This window comes from Nocardia sp. NPDC003269 (genome assembly GCF_042888005.1).
Classification (GTDB): Bacteria; Actinomycetota; Actinomycetes; order Mycobacteriales; family Mycobacteriaceae; genus Nocardia.
In genome coordinates, this window is sequence record NZ_JBIAPA010000002.1 from 1,092,409 (window position 1) to 1,108,825 (window position 16,417).

General features: G+C 72.1%; 19 protein-coding genes. 10 read left to right on the forward strand and 9 right to left on the reverse strand.

The features are described from left to right. Positions 1-133 precede the first annotated feature (133 nt). From pgsA to ACFYWJ_RS15385, 5 genes are all read left to right on the forward strand, one after another. Positions 134-790 (forward strand): CDP-diacylglycerol--glycerol-3-phosphate 3-phosphatidyltransferase, encoded by a 657-nt coding sequence (pgsA, locus tag ACFYWJ_RS15365; RefSeq protein ID WP_355277735.1) that lies wholly within the window; start codon positions 134-136, stop codon positions 788-790. Continuing rightward, on the forward strand, positions 787-1,278 hold the full coding sequence (locus ACFYWJ_RS15370; RefSeq protein WP_355277733.1) for a CinA family protein: 492 nt from the start codon (positions 787-789) through the stop codon (positions 1,276-1,278). The genes pgsA and ACFYWJ_RS15370 overlap by 4 nt, the downstream gene beginning before the upstream one ends. Before the next feature lie 91 nt (positions 1,279-1,369). After that, positions 1,370-1,822 (forward strand): helix-turn-helix transcriptional regulator, encoded by a 453-nt coding sequence (locus ACFYWJ_RS15375; protein WP_355277730.1) that lies wholly within the window; start codon positions 1,370-1,372, stop codon positions 1,820-1,822. A 195-nt stretch (positions 1,823-2,017) separates the two neighbouring features. Then, the gene (locus ACFYWJ_RS15380) at positions 2,018-2,842 is read left to right on the forward strand and encodes a PspA/IM30 family protein (protein WP_355277728.1); all 825 of its coding nucleotides are present in this window, start codon (positions 2,018-2,020) and stop codon (positions 2,840-2,842) included. Positions 2,843-3,035: 193 nt separating this feature from the next. After that, positions 3,036-3,890 (forward strand): hypothetical protein, encoded by an 855-nt coding sequence (locus ACFYWJ_RS15385; protein WP_355277726.1) that lies wholly within the window; start codon positions 3,036-3,038, stop codon positions 3,888-3,890. A 59-nt stretch (positions 3,891-3,949) separates the two neighbouring features. Here the strand turns inward: ACFYWJ_RS15385 and ACFYWJ_RS15390 are convergent, their stop codons facing one another. From ACFYWJ_RS15390 to ACFYWJ_RS15420, 7 genes are read right to left on the reverse strand one after another with little or no spacing between them, the layout of a single operon-like run. Next, positions 3,950-5,437, reverse strand: a complete 1,488-nt coding sequence (locus ACFYWJ_RS15390) for a carboxylesterase family protein (protein ID WP_355277859.1) — start codon at positions 5,435-5,437, stop codon at positions 3,950-3,952. 50 nt (positions 5,438-5,487) lie between these two features. After that, on the reverse strand, positions 5,488-6,237 hold the full coding sequence (locus ACFYWJ_RS15395; RefSeq protein WP_355277723.1) for a GntR family transcriptional regulator: 750 nt from the start codon (positions 6,235-6,237) through the stop codon (positions 5,488-5,490). A gap of 19 nt (positions 6,238-6,256) precedes the next feature. Beyond that, complete coding sequence (locus ACFYWJ_RS15400; RefSeq protein ID WP_355277721.1) at positions 6,257-7,471, reverse strand: M20 family metallopeptidase; 1,215 nt, start codon at positions 7,469-7,471, stop codon at positions 6,257-6,259. After that, the gene (locus ACFYWJ_RS15405; RefSeq protein ID WP_355277718.1) at positions 7,468-8,439 is read right to left on the reverse strand and encodes an asparaginase domain-containing protein; all 972 of its coding nucleotides are present in this window, start codon (positions 8,437-8,439) and stop codon (positions 7,468-7,470) included. Before ACFYWJ_RS15405 ends, ACFYWJ_RS15400 begins: the two co-directional genes overlap by 4 nt. After that, a complete protein-coding gene (locus ACFYWJ_RS15410) occupies positions 8,436-9,398 on the reverse strand; it encodes an ABC transporter substrate-binding protein (RefSeq protein WP_355277715.1) in 963 nt (320 codons plus the stop codon). Before ACFYWJ_RS15410 ends, ACFYWJ_RS15405 begins: the two co-directional genes overlap by 4 nt. A gap of 40 nt (positions 9,399-9,438) precedes the next feature. Beyond that, on the reverse strand, positions 9,439-10,212 hold the full coding sequence (locus ACFYWJ_RS15415; RefSeq protein ID WP_355277712.1) for an ABC transporter ATP-binding protein: 774 nt from the start codon (positions 10,210-10,212) through the stop codon (positions 9,439-9,441). Further along, positions 10,209-11,063 (reverse strand): ABC transporter permease, encoded by an 855-nt coding sequence (locus ACFYWJ_RS15420; RefSeq protein WP_355277711.1) that lies wholly within the window; start codon positions 11,061-11,063, stop codon positions 10,209-10,211. The genes ACFYWJ_RS15415 and ACFYWJ_RS15420 overlap by 4 nt, the downstream gene beginning before the upstream one ends. 51 nt (positions 11,064-11,114) lie before the next feature. On the opposite strand from ACFYWJ_RS15420, the gene ACFYWJ_RS15425 reads away from it, so the two are divergent. Then, positions 11,115-11,558 carry a hypothetical protein gene (locus tag ACFYWJ_RS15425; RefSeq protein WP_355277708.1) on the forward strand — a complete coding sequence of 148 codons (444 nt, stop codon included), beginning with the start codon at positions 11,115-11,117 and terminating at the stop codon, positions 11,556-11,558. Between the two features lie 28 nt (positions 11,559-11,586). Beyond that, entirely contained in the window at positions 11,587-12,297 is a 711-nt protein-coding gene (locus tag ACFYWJ_RS15430) for a PIG-L deacetylase family protein (protein WP_355277706.1), read from the forward strand. Here the strand turns inward: ACFYWJ_RS15430 and ACFYWJ_RS15435 are convergent. Then, positions 12,222-12,986 (reverse strand): HD domain-containing protein, encoded by a 765-nt coding sequence (locus ACFYWJ_RS15435; protein ID WP_355277704.1) that lies wholly within the window; start codon positions 12,984-12,986, stop codon positions 12,222-12,224. The genes ACFYWJ_RS15430 and ACFYWJ_RS15435 overlap by 76 nt on opposite strands. Positions 12,987-13,114: 128 nt before the next feature. On the opposite strand from ACFYWJ_RS15435, the gene ACFYWJ_RS15440 reads away from it, so the two are divergent. From ACFYWJ_RS15440 to ACFYWJ_RS15450, 3 genes are all read left to right on the forward strand, one after another. Next, positions 13,115-14,266, forward strand: a complete 1,152-nt coding sequence (locus tag ACFYWJ_RS15440; RefSeq protein WP_355277702.1) for a nucleotide disphospho-sugar-binding domain-containing protein — start codon at positions 13,115-13,117, stop codon at positions 14,264-14,266. A gap of 75 nt (positions 14,267-14,341) precedes the next feature. Beyond that, positions 14,342-14,533, forward strand: coding sequence for a DUF3046 domain-containing protein (locus ACFYWJ_RS15445; protein WP_355277699.1), 192 nt, complete (start codon positions 14,342-14,344; stop codon positions 14,531-14,533). Positions 14,534-14,540: 7 nt separating this feature from the next. Continuing rightward, positions 14,541-15,767 (forward strand): phosphotransferase, encoded by a 1,227-nt coding sequence (locus ACFYWJ_RS15450; RefSeq protein WP_355277696.1) that lies wholly within the window; start codon positions 14,541-14,543, stop codon positions 15,765-15,767. A 13-nt stretch (positions 15,768-15,780) separates the two neighbouring features. Here the strand turns inward: ACFYWJ_RS15450 and ACFYWJ_RS15455 are convergent, their stop codons facing one another. Continuing rightward, positions 15,781-16,296: a CGNR zinc finger domain-containing protein gene (locus tag ACFYWJ_RS15455; protein WP_355277694.1), complete on the reverse strand. Its 516-nt coding sequence runs from the start codon at positions 16,294-16,296 to the stop codon at positions 15,781-15,783. Between the last annotated feature and the right edge of the window lie 121 nt (positions 16,297-16,417).

Sequence of the window (16,417 nt, forward strand, 5' to 3'; positions counted from 1 at the left end):
ACATCCTGTCGTTCCGCTCACCGCATCGCGCCGGGCTCGACGACCGGATCGGACGGCATTGCCCACGCGAGCAAACCGCGCGCGAAACGGGTGGATTTCGGCGCAGTGCCGGTGAGTGCCGAGAGGGCGGGGCATGAGCGTGCGACCCGAAGAGATCGACCGCGGGTGGGAGGCGGCCACGGCGCCGCGGGCGGTGCCGGATCGCGCCGAGGCGCAGGTTCCCGTCCTCAATATCGCGAACGTACTGACCATCGCGCGCATCGTGCTGGTCCCGCTGTTCGTGCTGGCGCTGTTCGCCGAGGGCGGGCACGACACCCGCTGGCGGATCATCGCGGCCGCGGTGTTCGGGCTGGCGGCGATCACCGACCGCTTCGACGGGCAACTGGCCCGCAAATACGGTTTGGTGACCGATTTCGGCAAGCTGGCCGACCCCATCGCGGACAAGGCGCTGATCGGTTCGGCGCTGATCGGGCTGTCGATCCTGGGCGATCTGCCGTGGTGGATCACCGTGGTCATCGTGGGACGCGAGCTCGGTATCACCCTGCTGCGGCTGGTCGTGGTCCGGCACGGGGTGATCCCCGCGGGCCGCGGCGGCAAGCTCAAGACACTGGTGCAGTCGATCGCCATCGCGCTGCTGCTGTTGCCGCTCTCGGGCGCCTTCGCCACCGCGGGCATGGTGCTGATGTACGTGGCCGTCGCGCTGACGGTGATCACCGGCCTGGACTACGTCGGCCAGGCGGCCCGCCTGTGGCTGGCGGGGAGACGCGCGCGCGGCGAGTCCCGCTCGTGAGCGATCCGCTCGTCGGCGGCGCGCCGGTCGCCGAGCTGGTCGGGGCCTTGGCCGCGGCCGGTCAGACCGTCGCCACCGCCGAATCGCTGACCGCGGGCCTGCTGGCCGCCACCGTGGCCGGGGTGCCGGGTGCCAGCGCGGTGCTGCGGGGTGGGCTGATCGTGTACGCGACCGACCTGAAGAACCATCTGGCCTGCGTCGACGACGACGTCCTCCGGGTCGACGGTCCGGTGGCCGCGTCGACCGCCGAGCAGCTCGCCGTGGGGGCCAGACAGCGCTGTGGCGCCGACTGGGGTGTCGGCCTGACCGGGGTCGCCGGACCCGATTCCCAGGACGGGCACCCGGTCGGGACGGTATACCTCGGATTGGCCGGTCCACGGCACAGTGAGGTGGTCCGGTTGAAACTCGACGGCGACCGGTGGACGATCAGGATCGGTGCGGTGCACAGCGCGGTGCGGGAGTTGCTGCGCTGTGTGACGACGAACTAGCCGCGTCCGGGAACCACCGGCCGATGCTCGACGTTGTGCCAGAAAGAGGTGAGCACCGCTACGGCGGTGACACGAGGTGGAGGAGAACGAGATGACGCTGCTGCGGGAGGCAATCGGGGACAGTCTGCGGCGTGCGCGTCTCGCCCAGCATCGAACGCTGCGCGAGGTGTCGACCTCGGCGCGGGTGAGCCTCGGCTATCTGTCGGAAGTGGAGCGCGGCCGCAAGGAAGCCTCCAGTGAACTGCTCGCCGCCATCTGCGAGGCACTGGACGTGCCGCTGTCGCGGGTGCTGTGGGACGTGAGCACCATCATGGCCGGCGCCGACGGCTCCGCGCCGCGCGAGCCCGCGCTGACCGGCCCCGCCGCCGAGCGCGAGGCCACCGCCGCCGAGCCGGCGGCAGCCGAACCCGCCGCCGCGCCGGAGCAGGCCGCCACGGCGAGCGCGTCGGCCGAGCAGGGCGCCCGGATCGGCATCGCCGAGGACACCCGCATCGTCATCCCGGCGCCAAGGGCCGAGATGCTGGTACTGGTGAAGGGAATGTGACGCGGCGAACCACGTGCCCGACGCGCGAGACGCTGCACACAGCTGGTGAGAACGGATAGATTCTCATCAGGCGTCGATCGGGCCGGTCGCACCGGCCCGGGTGCCGCATGGTGAAGGATAAGCACATATCTGGTGCGTGACGGTCGCGCACCACCAGTCGCACGAGCGACGCACAGATGGAGGCGGGATCAATCGATGGCTAATCCGTTCGTGAAGGCCTGGAAGTACATGATGGCCCTCTTCGACTCCAAGATCGAGGAGCATGCGGATCCGAAGGTCCAGATTCAGCAGGCTATCGAGGAGGCACAGCGTCAGCACCAGGCGCTGTCGCAGCAGGCAGCGTCGGTGATCGGTAACCAGCGTCAGCTGGAGATGAAGCTGAACCGCCAGCTCGACGAGGTCGAGAAGCTCAACGCCAACGCCCGGCAGGCCGTCACGCTGGCCGATCAGGCGGCCGCCGCGGGCGACACCGAGAAGGCGATCCAGTACACCAACGCCGCCGAGGCGTTCGCCGCCCAGCTGGTCACCGCCGAGCAGTCGGTGGAAGACCTCAAGGTGCTGCACGACCAGTCCCTGCAGGCCGCCGCGCAGGCCAAGAAGGCGGTCGAGCAGAACGCGATGATGCTGCAGCAGAAGGTGGCCGAGCGCACCAAGCTGCTCAGCCAGCTCGAGCAGGCCAAGATGCAGGAGCAGGTCTCGGCCTCGCTGCAGCAGATGGACTCCACCCTGTCCGCGCCCGGTTCCACGCCCAGCCTCGACGCGGTGCGCGACAAGATCGAGCGTCGCTACGCCGATGCGCTCGGTGCCGCCGAGCTGGCGCAGAACACGGTGCAGGGCCGGATGATGGAGGTCCAGCAGGCCAGCATCCAGATGGCGGGCCACAGCAAGCTCGAGCAGATCCGCGCCTCGATGCGCGGTGACGCGCTGCCCACCGGCAACAACGCCGCGGCGATCGATCCGGCGCAGCAGCAGCCCGCGCAGGCGCCGCAGATCAACAAGGGCCAGGCCGCCCAGCAGTAGGGAGTACCGGCCCACGCGGGTTCGCGAACGCGGGTCGGGCACCGTTGCTTGCCTGTTCGTCGGCGACGCAACGGAGCCCGACCGGCGATCGGCCGCGAACCGGTGGGCGCCGCCGCCCTGGTCCCCGGTACGGGTGGTGGCAACTTGTCGTCGTCTGCTGCGACACTGGTCCGTGGCGACGAAAGGATGAGGGATGAGCGGGAGAACACGGCGCGAACGAGCCGAGATCGTCGATCCGGCGGCGCCGGTGGGGCCCACCGTGTCCGGTGGGGTGCCCGCTACCCTGCGCGAGGTCGGTGAACAGGCGATGGTGGCGGTGCGCCGCTGGGCCGATCCGCGCGAGAAGGAATTGCGCCGCAGGCGCCGCGCCCGTCGGCGCAGCTTCCAGCTCGGCACCGCCACGGGCATCACCACCGTCGGCGCGGTCGGCCTGGCCGTGGTGTCGGCGCCCGCCTGGGCGGTCGTCGTGATCGGTGGTGGCGCGGTCGCTTTCGTGACCGGGACCGCGTTGAGCGCGCGCCGGTATCTGCAATTGCGCGGTCAGCCGCTACCGCAGGCGGCCTTCGTCGCCCGCAAGACGCCGGGCCTGCGCTCGGTCGCCCGCGGTCCGATCCAGCGCCTGATCCGCGCCGAACGCGCGTTGCACGGGCTCGGCGCCCAGATCGCCCGCACCCGCCGACTGCCCGAGGACGAACTGCGCGACCTGCTCGAGACGGCCCGCTCCGGCGCGGCCGCCCTGCACGCGCTGGCCACCGACATCGTGGCGATGGAGCAGGCCGCCGACACCGTCGGCCGGGCCAATCCCGATACCGTTGCCGCGCTGAAGGTCACCGTCAACGGGGTGCTCGCGCGGCTGGAACACGGTGTCATGGAATACGAACAGCTCGTCGCCGCGGCGGCACGCATTCTCGCCGTCCCCGAGGACACCGTGGTCGCCTACCAGTTCAACGGCATCGTCGCGGATCTGCGCGAGGCCGCCGACCGGCTCGACGGCTGGGCCCAGGCGCTCACCGACCTGGCCGACCGCCCCGTCACCGGCCCGCGCTAGTCCCACAGACGCACAACGACTTCCGGCCCCGGCGCGCTCGGCGTCGGGGCCGATTCGGGTCAGGCGATGGTCTGGCGCAGCGCGTCGAGTTCGGCGCCGCGCGGGTTCGCCACCGTGGAGGACGCCGGGGTGTCGAAGATCCGCACCTGTCTGTTCTCGCTGTCGAACGCCGGCCACCCCGGGTCGCCGTCGGTCGCGAATCGCACCCAGGCCGCATGGATTTCGTCGGCCAGTGCCTGTGGCGGGTGCGGACCGGTCAGTGAGTGCGCCCCGGCGAGCGCGTCGAAGACGAACGGCACCTCGAGCACGTGGCAGGCGCCGAGGCCGGGAAGATCGGTGGGCCAGGCGAATTCGTACACATGGGTGGGCGCGCCCGCGGCATTGGCCTCGGCGAAGTCGACCGTGCCCGCCCGGAAGCACCAGTCGGTGAGGATCGCGTTGAAGATCTCGGCCGGGCCCGCGTCGGGGCGCTGCGCCGAATACGTCTGCGCCACCGCCGGATCGATGCCGTAGCGGGTGAGCACGAACGGCAGCGTATCGGCGGTGACGGCCGCGGTGATGCCGGTCGGGACGGTGAAGAACCGGAACTCGTCGGCGGTGGTGCCCGCGATGAGTGGCACCGCGCGGTCGGGATTCGCGGCCAGCACCGCCGTCGGCGCGCCGGGAACGATGTCGTCGTCGATCACCGGGAACAGGCTCATGATGCCCATGCCCTGCTGGACTACCGACGCGCCCCAGCGCCGGGGGTCGGGATCGGTCATCACCGCGAGGGCGACGGCGTTCTGCGCGGCGCGCAACTCGTCGGGGCCGAGCCCGCCGAAATCGGCGGCGGTCGGGGCGATGCCCAGTTCCGCGGCCAGCGCGGCGGACACCGTGCGGGCGTCGTCGGCGTCGGCGGCGACCGCGCCGTTGCCGCTCTGCATGATCGCGCGGCGGAACAGCCCGGTCGACTGCGGCGCGGCGATCAGCGCCGCCACGCTCATCCCACCCGCCGATTCACCGAAGACGGTGACATTGTCCGGATCGCCACCGAAGGCGGCGATATTGTCGCAGACCCAGCGCAGCGCGAAGATCTGATCGTGCAGGCCGCGATTGAGCGGGGCGCCCTCGAGCACTGCGAAGCCGGAGATCCCGAGCCGGTAGTTGATCGACACCAGCACCACGCCGTCGCGCGCGAACGCCGTGCCGTCGTAGATGGCGCGCGCGTTCGACCCGCGCACGAACGCGCCGCCGTGGATCCACACCAGCACCGGCAGCCCGCTCGCGCCCGGATCCGGCGTCCACACGTTCGCGTTGAGGTACTCGTCGCCGGGAATGCCGTCGCTGCCGATCAGCGCGTGGATCGGCGCCGGATACGGCGACTGCGCGCAGGTCCCGCCCATCGCCGTCGCATCGCGCACCCCATCCCAGGCGGGCGCCGGCTCGGGCAGCTGGAAACGTCGCGCGCCGACCGGCGCCGCCGCGAACGGGACCCCGAGAAATCGGGTGACGCCCGCTTCGGTCCGGCCGCGCACCGCGCCGCTGGCGATGGTGACGATGGGTTCCATGGACTCCTCCTCGCTCACGCCCCGAGTATGGCCGGGCGCGCCGCACGCCGTCAGCCGTTCGGCGCAGACATGCGCAGAGTGATCCGGTCACCACGCATCCGGACGAACTCCAGGCAGGCCGGGTGGCCGTCGCTGAGCCGGGTGATGCGTTGCAGCACCAGCAGCGCGCCGCCGGGCGGCAGCCCGAGTAGCGCGGCGGAGTTGTCGTCGGCGGTGACGGCGTCGAGGTTGATCGAGACGGTGGTCAGCCGGTCGTCGGCGGCCCGCTCGATCAGGGCGAACAGGTCCTCGGTCTCCAGATCGGCGTGCAGCAGCGCGGTGCCGATGTCGAGCGGCAGGTAGGTGAGGTCGAGGGAGATCGGCTCGCCGTCGAGGCGGCGCAGCCGCTCGATGTAGCAGACGTGCTCGTCGGGACCGAGGCCGAGCGCGCTCGTCACCGCCGTCGGCGGCCGGACCTGCCCGGCGGTCCGGACCTCGTTGACCACGGTCCCGTGTCCGCGCAGCGACGCGGCCAGGCCACGGGTGGCCGCGATGGTGTGCTCGAGCTTCGGGCGGCGCACCACCGTGCCGATGCCGGGAAACCGGTCGACCAGGCCCTCGCGCCGCAGGATCTCGAGTGCCTCGCGAATACTGTTGCGCGACACGCTGAATTCGCGTTGCAGCACCGCCTCGGCGGGCAGCTTGGTCGCGATGGTGCCCTGGGCGATCTGGCGGCGCAGCACATCGGCGACCTGCCTGGCCCGATCCGAGCGCAGCCGACGGCCGGGGTGCGCGCGGATCGGGCCGGGCTGGTGGGTCACGCGCCGAGCATACGCAGCCTCACCTGGACGGACGCAGATACCGGCCGATGGCGGCGGCCAAGGCGTCGACCGCGAACTCCATGGTGGCGACGCCGATGCTCTCGTCGTAGACCGCCCAGCCGTCGTCGCCGGGGCCGAAGGTGACCGCCGGGATGCCCGCGTGCCGGAAGCGGATGGTGTCGCAGTAGGCGGGCTTGGCGTAGGTGCGGACCTCGCCGCCGCCCGCGTCCCGGTAGCCGGCGCGCAGCGCCGCCACGATCGGTTCGTCCGCGTCGAGGGGCACCGTGCCTGGGACGAAGGTCGGCCCGGGGGCGTAGGCGACGTGCACGTCGGTGCCCGGGGTCGGGTGGGCGCGGGCGATGTCGTCGACGCGTTGCAGCAGCTCGGCGCGATTCACCTCGGGACCGAGCCCGACGATGGCGATCCGCGCCGACGCGGTGAGCGGGGTGAACTGGGCCATGCCCGCCTCGCCCGCGTCCAGCCCGACGACGCTGTGTCCCCAGCCCGCGGGCAACCCCGACAGCCCGGCCAGCACGGCGAGCAGGGCGTGCGCGGCATTGATGCCGGTGTCGGGCCGCCAGATGTGGCTGGACCGCCCGGTGACCGCGATGTCGACGAGCGCGTGGCCGGTGTGCTGGGTGGCCACCGCCACGCCGGTACCGGTGTCGTCGGTCCAGGCGGTCGGCTCGACGGTGATGCTCGCGTCCGCCCGCAGACCCTGCTGCTCGAGCAGATACAGCGCGCCCTCGACGCCGTTGCGTTCCTCGTCGACGGTGAGCGCGACCACCAGCGTGCCGGTCTCCAGTGGCGCGGCGCACACCAGCGCGACCGCGCGGAGCAGCGTCGCCAGATTGCCCCTGGTGTCGGAGGTGCCGCGCGCGTACACCCGGCCGTCGTCGACGACGGCGCGGAAGGGGTTGTCGCACTTGGTCCAGCGGCTGGGCGGCCCGGAGGGATAGGTGTCGAGATGGTCGTTCAGCAACAGCGTCGGCCCCGGCCCGAACACCTTGGTGGCGATCAGGTTGGCGCGCGTCGGGGTGCGGCCGACGAGGTGCGTCGCGAAGCCGAGTTCGTCGAGCAACGGGGCGATCTCGCGCGCCGCCCTGGTCTCCTCGGGCGGCCGTGCCGGACCGTCGAGGCTGTTCTCGCACCAGGGCTGACCGGCGGGGACCAGCAGCTCGACGAGTTCGGTGACGCTCAGGGCGGTCAGGCGGGGGGTGTGCACGGTGGTCACGTCAGCGACTCCAGATGTTCGGTGAGAGCGGTGCGCAGCGCGGGGCCGGTCAGGCCACGCGACACCGCGACGGTGAGGAACACCCGCACCTGGTGCGGGGTGATGCGGTCGGCGAGCAGGACACCCGCCTCGACGAGCAGGCCACCGCCGCCGCGATAGCCGTAGACCGCGGCGGTGCGGCTGTCGGCGGCCCGGGTGGCGACCACCACCAGGGTGCCCGCGGCGGCGAGCTCGGCCGCGGCGGCCGCGAGGGCCGGTGGCAGGTTGCCCGCCCCGTTGCCCGCGACGACCACGGCGTCGGCACCCGCCGCGACGGCGCGCAGCGCGGTGTCGTCGGCCGCCATCGACGCGCCGACCAGCGGAACCCGGGCGATGACGGCGCCCGGTGCGCCCACAGTGGTGGCCGGCGCGGGCGCGGGCTGCTCGACCGCTACCGCCGTGCCCGTGACGACGCCCAGCGCGGCCCGTCCCGGGGTCTCGAAGGCCGCGAGCCCGGTGCCCGACACCTTCTGCACCCCGCGTCCGAGCCAGAGCGCGCCGGCGAAGGCCACGACCGGCTCGGTGGACACCGGTGTCGCCACGGCGGCCACGGCGGCGCGCAGATTGGCCAGCGCGTCGCTGCCCGGTTCGCCGCCCGGGGTCATCGAACCGGTCACCACCACGGGCACGGTCCACGGACCGGTGTAGGTGAGCCAGGCGGCGACCTCCTCGATCGAGTCGGTGCCGGTGGTGACGATCAGGCCGCCGCTGCCCTCGGCCACGGCGGCCGTCATCGCCGCGTGCAGGGCCCGCAGGTGCGTGAAGTCGACCTCAGAGCCGCCGACCCGGGCGATCTCGACGGCGGCCATGGACGGTGTGCCGCCGAGCAGCCCGGCCACACCGTCGGCGTCGAGGGTGGGCACGGCGAGCCCGTCGACCAGCCGCATGCTGATCGTGCCGCCGAGGGTGAACAGGGTCGGCGCGCTCATGACTGCGGCAGCGCGCTCGGGTCGAGCAGGCGCGGGTAGTCGGCGGCGGGCACCGCCGGGTCCAGGTAGTTCCTCGATCGCGCCCAACTGGCCAGCGCGTCGAGGTTGCCCGCGAGTTCCGGTCGCAGCTGCAGCGTGAAGTCGAACTCGCCCAGCACCTTCGCCACCAGCGCGGGCGCCAGCTTCGTCGCGTCGGCGACCGCGGTGGTCGCGGCGGGGTCGTGCGCGGCGAGGGCGGCGCTCGCCTCGGCGACGGCGTCGAAGAACTTCCGGAAGGTCGCCGCCTTCTGCTGCGCGACGGCGGCCTGGGCCAGGTACAGGCTGTGCTGGCGGTAGGGGTCGGTGGGCACGTCCAGTTCGACCGCGTCCGCGCCGAGCACCTCCACCGCCTGGGCCTGGTAGGGCTGGAAGATCGAGACGGCGTCGACGTCGCCCTTGGCGATCGCCGTGGTGATCGTCGCGGGCGCCACCTGGACCAGTTCGGCGTCGACCCCGGCACTGGTCAGGGCCTTGGCCGCGAAGTAGGCCGCGCTGGTGCCGAGCGGGGTGCCGATCTTCTTGCCCGCCAGCTGGTTCAGGTTCTCGATGCCGCGGCGTGCCACGATCCGCGAGCCCATCCAGCGCGATCCGTCGGCCACCACCCGCAGCTCGTTCGACTTGGCCAGCGCGCTCGCGGTGGGCACGTCGGCGGCGGTGGTGATGTCGACCTGGCCGCCCTGTAGTGCCTGCAGGGCCTGCACACCGGTGGCGAAGTTGACCACCCGCACCGTCACCCCGTGCCGGGTGAAGGCGCCGCTGTGCTGGGCGACCGGGATCTGCGCCCACGACGGGTCGACGACGAAGCCGACGGTGAGTGTGTCGGCGCCGGTGGATGTTTCGCCCGCGCAGGCCGACAGGGACAGGGCCGCGGTGGCGGCGACGAGCAGAGCCGCGCAGGCTCTGCGCAGTGGTCCGGACATGGGTGACCTCCGAAAGTGGTTCCGAGTGAAGAGAAGAGAGTCAGTGCGGGAGCAGATCGTCCGCGTCGTCGCGCAACTCGGCGTGCAGCCTGCGGCGCAGGGCGCTGTAGCCGGGCAGCTCGGCGAGGCGGTCGGCCGGGCGCGGGCGGGGGAGCGGATTGTCGATGCGGGCGCGAATCCGGCCCGCGCCGAGGACGACGATGTGGTCGGCGAGCCGGATCGCCTCGTCCACGTCGTGCGTCACGAACAGCACCGTGCGCCCCGAACTCGACCACAGCTCGGTCACCAGATCCTGCATGTGCAGACGGGTCTGGGCGTCGAGCGCGGCGAACGGCTCGTCCATGAGCATCACCTCGGGCTCGCCGGCCAGCATCCTGGCCACGCCGACCCGCTGCCGCATTCCGCCCGAGAGCTGGTGCGGCCGACGGGTGGCGACCTCGGCGGGCAGGTGCACATCGGCGAGCAGCCGTGCGATGCGGGCCGGGCGGGCGCGGCGCGGGACACCGGCGGCGCCGAGCACGAAGTCGAGATTGGCCCGCACGCTGCACCACGGGAACAGCACGTCGCGCTGGAACACCACCCCGCGGCGCGGCGCGGGCCCGGTGATCGGCACGCCGTCCTCGGTGACCACCCCGGCGGTCGGCAGCCGCAGCCCGGCGAAGCAGTCGAGCAGGGTGGACTTGCCGCAGCCGGACGGTCCGACCAGGACTGTGCAGGAACCGGATTCGATGGTCAGCGACAGATCGTCGAGGACCGGGCGGGTCCGGCGGGGGAAGTCGACGGTCAGACCGCGCGCGGTCAGGGTGACGCTCATCGTTCCTCCTGGTCCCAGCCGATGAACGGGGCCGCCGCGCGCGCCACCACCTGATCGCACAGCACGCCGAGGACGCCGAGCACGAGCAGGCAGAAGATCATCCGGTCGACCTGGGAGAACAACTGCGCCTGGGCGATGCGATAACCGAGCCCGACCGTTGTTCCGGCCATTTCCGCGACCACGATCAAGACGAACGCGGTCGCGGTGCCCACCCGCAATCCGGTGACGATATCGGGAAATGCTTCGGGCGCAACGACGCGCACGAGTGTGCGCCAGCGGGAAGCGCCCGCGCAGCGCGCGACTTTCAGGAAATCGGCGGGCGTCGCGGAAAGTCCGGAATGCGTATTGATCCACACCGGAACGAAGACGCCGAGCGCGATGACGAATTGTTTGCTGCCTTCGCCGAGCCCGAACCACAGAATGGCCAGCGGCACCAGCGCCACGGTCGGCACCGGGGCGAACAATCGCAGCACGGGCTGCACGATCAGCCTGCCCGCGCGGGTGGTCGCGGTCAGCGCGCCCACCGGGATCGCGACGAGCACGCCCACCGCGAATCCCCGGATGACGCGGTCCAGGCTGGCCAGCGTGTCGGCCCGGAGACTGCCGTCGCGCCACATCGCCGCGCCGGCGGCGGCGATATCGCCGAGACCGGGAAAGAGGATGTCCGGAAATATCCCGGCCGCGTGCACCGCGGTCCACAGTGCGGCCACGGCGACGATTCCGATTCCCGCGGTCAGGACGCGAGCGAGTGGTGCGCCCAGTCCGCGAAGAGTGCGATATGTCCGTTGCCGGGTGGGCGCCGCCGAAATCGGTGCGGCGCGGGTTTCGAGGGTTTCCGTGGTCACGGCCATTCCCGCCTTTCCTGCGTCAGGAATGTTATAGAGCCGGGGTATTACGCCGAGGTGTCCGAATTCGCGTCCGCCGTGCTACGCCACCTGCACCGCCGGGAAACGCCCGATGACAGGGCCGCTGCGGTCGGGATCCGCCACCGGATTCACGCTGATTCGAAGGTGGCGGCCCGGGTTGCCCCGGTATGTCCCGGCCTCGGGGTGAACCCTGAGATCGCCCCCGATTTCCGGGCTGACCTGGTGATTTATCGGATCGCGGGTGGGAGCATCGAAGGTGTCGGATCGCCGCGGGGCGGTCACGGAACTGGCGAGGAGCACATCATGGTCTGGAAAGTCATCGGCATCGTCGTGGTCGCGTTGATCGCGTTCTGGATCATCGGGGCGCTGATCAAGGCGCTGCTGCCGGTCCTGGTGATCGCCGCGATCGGTACCGGGGTGTACCTGCTGTACAAGGCGATGACCGGCTCGAACGACAAGACCACGCTGACGAAGCCGTAATCGCGCCGTCCGCGATTAGCATGGCCGGGTGGATCAGGTACCCGAGGACTGGCAGCGCGGACTGGTGATCGTCGCGCATCCCGACGACATCGAATACGGAGCGGCCGCCGCGGTCGCGCGGTGGACCGGACAGGGCAAGGACATCCGCTATCTGCTCGTCACGCGCGGCGAAGCGGGCATCGCGGGCATGCCGCCCGCGCAGGCCGGGCCGCTGCGGGAGATCGAGGAGCTGGCGGGCGCGCGGGAAGTCGGCGTCCACACCGTCGAATTCCTCGACCACCCCGACGGGCGGATCGAGGAGGGCTTGGCGCTGCGGCGGGAACTGGCCGCCGCGATCCGCAGGCATCGCCCGGAGATGGTGGTGCTGTTCAACTTCGGCGACACCTGGGCGCCCGGGATGGTCAACAGCGCCGATCATCGGGCGGTGGGCCGCTCGGCGATGGACGCCATCTCCGACGCGGGCAACGAATGGATCTTCCCCGAGATCGCCGACCTGGCACCGTGGTCGGCGCGCTGGGCCGCCGTGGTCGGTCCGGTCGCGACGCACGCCGTCGACGTCGGCGAGCAGCTGGCGCGGGCGAAGGCGTCGCTGTCCGCGCACCGGCGCTACCTCCAGGTCCTCAGCCCGGTACCGGTCGAGCAGCAGGTGGACGAGATCGTCTCCTACGCAACTGGTCCCAAGGACGGGTTCCCCGCCGCGCACGCGGTCGGATTCGAGGTGTTCACCTTCGGCGGCTGATTCACCCCTCTCGGGTGCGCGGGCTCGGCCGACGGCGTCCGCGCCGGGTCAGGTCCGCACCGGCCGATCGCGGCGACGCGCTCGACCACCGGACGCCACTCCCGCAGCGGCGCCACGGACAAGCCGACGACCTTGCCCGCGTCGTCGGCACGGCGCAACGCCAGCGCGGCGGCGAAGTCCGGGTCGGCGCGGAAGGCGCGCGCCTCCTCGGGCGACATCGGCCCGCCCTGCGCGATCAAGGTGCGCAGGCTCGAGGCGGACAGTCCGGCGGCGTGCGCCGGATCCGTCGCCACCAGAAAGCGTTTGGCGACCACGTGCAGCTCCACCAGGCGCGCGACCCGCTCGCCGAGCAGCGCACGCACCGCGTCGGCGCCGTGGCGGCCGTGGCCCGCGTCGTCGCCGGGGACCAGCACGTGCCCGATGTCGTGGACCAGCCCGGCGACCTGGAGTTCCAGGTCGGCGGGATGGTCGCGGCGGAGCAGCTCCGCGCACTGGCGGTCGTGATCGAGGATGTCGACAGGGTCGCCGGTGCGGTCGGCGGTGTCCCAGGCGTCTTCGCAGCGGGCGAGCAGCGCGAACAGCGCGTCGACCATGGTGATCGCGCCGCCCGAGCCTGGCTCTGCGCGCGCGGGTGTGCCGGGGACGGGTTCGCCCGCCGGCGGGTCGGGCGTGGGGTTTTCGGGCCGCACGACAGATCACTCCTCGCGATTCGACGGGACGGCGGACGCGCGCCCGGCTGTCGTCGTGACGGTAGCCGACCAGCCGGTAGCCGGCTGGGCGCGGCGAACCATGCCGGGAGGTATGGCACGCTGACGGCATGCGAGTAGCTGTGGTGGCCGGGCCCGATCCGGGGCATGCGTTTCCCGCGATCGCGTTGTGTCTGCGATTGCTGGCCGCGGGCGACGAGCCGGTGCTGTTCACCGGCCCGCGCTGGCTCGACGCGGCCAGAGCCGCGGGCATCAGTGTGCGCAGGCTCAAAGGGCTGGCACCGCGACCCACCGACAACGACGCCGACGCGGGCGCGCGCATCCACGAACGCGCCGCCCACATCGCGACCGAGAACCTGCCCGAACTCAGCGCGATGCTGCCGGACCTGATCGTCTCGGACGTGCTCACCGCGGGCGGCGGGATGGCGGCCGAGCGGCTCGGCCTGCCGTGGGTCGAACTGTCCCCGCATCCGCTGTACCTGCCCTCGAAAGCGTTGCCGCCGATCGGCAGTGGTCTCGCGCCGGGGGAGGGCGTGCGCGGGCGGGTGCGCGACGGTGTGCTGCGCACGATGACCGCCCGCGCGGTCAAGGCGGGTAGTCGGCAGCGTTCGGCGGCGCGCGAGAGCATCGGCCTGCCCGCTGAGGATCCCGGCCCCACCGCCCGGCTGGTCGCGACGCTGCCCGCGCTGGAGGTCGACCGGCCCGACTGGCCCGCCGACACCCATGTCGTCGGCCCGCTGCTGTGGGAGCCGACCGACGCGATCCTGCCGGTCCCGCCGGGCGACGCGCCGCTGGTGATGGTGGCGCCGTCCACCGCGCATACGGGGGTGGACGCCATGGTCGACACCGTGCTGGCCGGACTGGCCGGCCTCGGCGTCCGCGCCGCGGTCTCCATGCTCGACACCCCACCGGCCGAGCTGCCCGACTGGGCGACCGCAGGGCTGGGCCGCCAGGACACCCTGCTCACCGAGGCGGCGGTGGTCGTCGGCGGCGGTGGCCACGGCCTGCTCGCGAAATCTCTGGCCGCCGGGGTGCCGGTGGTGACCGTGCCCGGTGGCGGTGACCAGTGGGAACTGGCCAATCGCGCGGTGCGCCAGGGGAGTTCGGTGCTGGTGCGGCCGCTGACCCCCGAGGCGGTCGGCGCCGCGGTGCGGCAGGTGCTCGACGACCCGGCCTACACCGCCGCGGCCCGGCGCGCCGCCGCCGGGCGGGCCGAGGTGGAGGATCCGGTCGAGATCTGCCAGAAGGCCGCCGAGCACTGACCCTGGGGTCGCGGGGGTGCTCTCGGGCGCCGGTGGCCCTGTCGGGTGTCGCCGAGCGCGAGTATCTTGGGCTTCGTGCGGTTGACCGAATTCCAGGAGCTGATGCAGACCGAGTTCGGCGTGGCGCGCGCCGACGCCATGCTGGCCGATCACGTGATCCCGGCGCTCGGGCGGACCGGTGCCGCCGCGATCGAGGCGGGCGTCGACCCGCGAGACGTGTGGCGCGCCCTGTGCGCCGACTTCGATGTTCCCCGAACCCGATGGTGAGCAGGTCATGGCTGTGACAGCGCAGAACCCGGACACCCGGCCGTACCGGTTCGACGAGCGGCTGCGGATGATCCCGGTCGATCCCGAGACGCTCGCGGCCAGGGTCGCGGTCGCCGATCCCCACGATTTCGGCGGCCTGCGCAGGCTCGGCATCGCGCTGATGCTGCTCGGCCGCCACGACGAGGCCCTCGACCGGCTCGATCAGGCGCTGGAACTGGCTGATACCGAGCGGCGCCGGATCACCGTGTGGATCAACCTCGCCGACGTGTACCGCTACCAGGGCGAACCCGCGCCCGCGGAGATCCTGTACCGGCGCGCGCTCGACGCCAGCCGCGCCCTCGATCCCGAGCTCGTCTCCTTCGCCGCCCATCACCTGGGCAAGTCGCTGGCCGAGCAGCACCGGCCGCGGGAGGCGCGGGAACTGCTCAACGAGGCGATGCGGCTGCGGGTGGCCGACGGCGATTCCGAACTCATCGAGTCCACCCGGGCGGCCCTGGACCATCTCGACGAACTGGCCCTGCCGCTGCCGCCCGCGATCGCCGAGCTGCTCGGCCCGGTGCCCGCGTGGTCGGACGATCACGAGGGCCGTGGCGGCAATCTCGCGCGGTCGGGCGGGTACTGGATCAAGCGCGGGCCGCGCGCCGTCGCCGAGCACGATCGGTTGATCTGGTTGCGCGACAACGGCATCGCGGTGCCCGCGGTGGCCGCCTTCGCCGAGGACATCCTGGTGCTGGCCGACGCCGAAGCCCGTTCGCTCACCGACCTGGCCGGTGATCCGGCCGAGGTCGGCACCGTGATGGGGCAGGCCCTGCGCGCGCTGCACGCCCTGCCGGTCACCGGCTGCCCGTTCGACGGCCGCCTCGAGGTGACCCTCGCGCAGGCCCGCAGGCAGGTCGTCGAAGAGTTCGTCGACACCGCCGATTTCGACCCCGACCACGGCGACCTCACCGCAGTGGCGATCCACGAGCACCTGGTGGCGCAGCGCCCGTCCGAGGAGGATCTGGTCGTCGCGCACGGCGACTTCACCCCGGGCAATGTGCTCGCCGGTGGCGTGCTGATCGATGTCGGCGCGCTGGGGGTGGCCGACCGCTATCGCGATCTGGCCCTCGCCGAGCGCGACCTGGCCGGGGATTTCGGTATCGACGCGGTGGCCGCGTTCTTCACCGCCTACGGCCTGACCGGGCCCGACCGCGCGAAGCTCGAGTACTACCGGCTGCTCGACGAATTGTTCTGAGGTTCTTCGGCGCTCAGCTGGTCTTGGCGTAGTGCCGCGCGGCCTTGGTGCGGTTGCCGCAGGTCGCCATGGAGTGCCAGCGCCGGGTGCCGTTCTTGGACGTGTCGTAGAAGAACAGCACGCAGTCCGGGTGCGCGCACTGGCGGATCCGGTGCGGCGCCGCGGCGATCAGGCGCAGCAGATCGTCGGCCGCGAGCCAGCCCGGCAGCCAGGCCGGGTCGGCCACCTCGGGGATGTCGCGCGGGCCGTCGGCGGTGAGTTCCCGGCGCAGCCTGCCCCGGTCGAGCACCTGGTTGAGCGCGGTGGGATCGGCGGCGGTGACCGCCGCGTGGACGGCGTCGCGGGCGGTGTGCAGCGCGGTGAGGGTGTGCTCGTCGGCGGGCACGCGGTCGGCGAGTCCGGTGAGCTCGAGCCACAGCCGCAGCCCGTCGAGATCGGTGAGCAGGTCACCGGGGGTGGCGCCCGCCCACCGCGTGTTGAGCAGGTCCAGAGCCGGTGGTTCGCCGGTGTGCGGACGGGGATCGCGCATGCCTGAGGTTACCAACTCATCTCCTAACCACTGTCGCGATTTCACGGGTTGACGGCGCTGCCGGGTCACCCTACTGTCTAACCTGTCAACGCTTGATAGCTAGTTAACATTCCGGAAGGGG

Coding starts and splice junctions, on each gene's coding strand:
- ACFYWJ_RS15440 (WP_355277702.1), top strand. CDS start 13,115: ATGCGAGTAGCTGTGGTGGCCGGGCCCGATCCGGGGCATGCGTTTCCC.
- ACFYWJ_RS15385 (WP_355277726.1), top strand. CDS start 3,036: ATGAGCGGGAGAACACGGCGCGAACGAGCCGAGATCGTCGATCCGGCG.
- ACFYWJ_RS15455 (WP_355277694.1), bottom strand. CDS start 16,296: ATGCGCGATCCCCGTCCGCACACCGGCGAACCACCGGCTCTGGACCTG.
- ACFYWJ_RS15380 (WP_355277728.1), top strand. CDS start 2,018: ATGGCTAATCCGTTCGTGAAGGCCTGGAAGTACATGATGGCCCTCTTC.
- ACFYWJ_RS15450 (WP_355277696.1), top strand. CDS start 14,541: ATGGCTGTGACAGCGCAGAACCCGGACACCCGGCCGTACCGGTTCGAC.
- ACFYWJ_RS15375 (WP_355277730.1), top strand. CDS start 1,370: ATGACGCTGCTGCGGGAGGCAATCGGGGACAGTCTGCGGCGTGCGCGT.
- ACFYWJ_RS15405 (WP_355277718.1), bottom strand. CDS start 8,439: ATGAGCGCGCCGACCCTGTTCACCCTCGGCGGCACGATCAGCATGCGG.
- ACFYWJ_RS15390 (WP_355277859.1), bottom strand. CDS start 5,437: ATGGAACCCATCGTCACCATCGCCAGCGGCGCGGTGCGCGGCCGGACC.
- ACFYWJ_RS15420 (WP_355277711.1), bottom strand. CDS start 11,063: ATGGCCGTGACCACGGAAACCCTCGAAACCCGCGCCGCACCGATTTCG.
- ACFYWJ_RS15410 (WP_355277715.1), bottom strand. CDS start 9,398: ATGTCCGGACCACTGCGCAGAGCCTGCGCGGCTCTGCTCGTCGCCGCC.
- pgsA (WP_355277735.1), top strand. CDS start 134: ATGAGCGTGCGACCCGAAGAGATCGACCGCGGGTGGGAGGCGGCCACG.
- ACFYWJ_RS15415 (WP_355277712.1), bottom strand. CDS start 10,212: ATGAGCGTCACCCTGACCGCGCGCGGTCTGACCGTCGACTTCCCCCGC.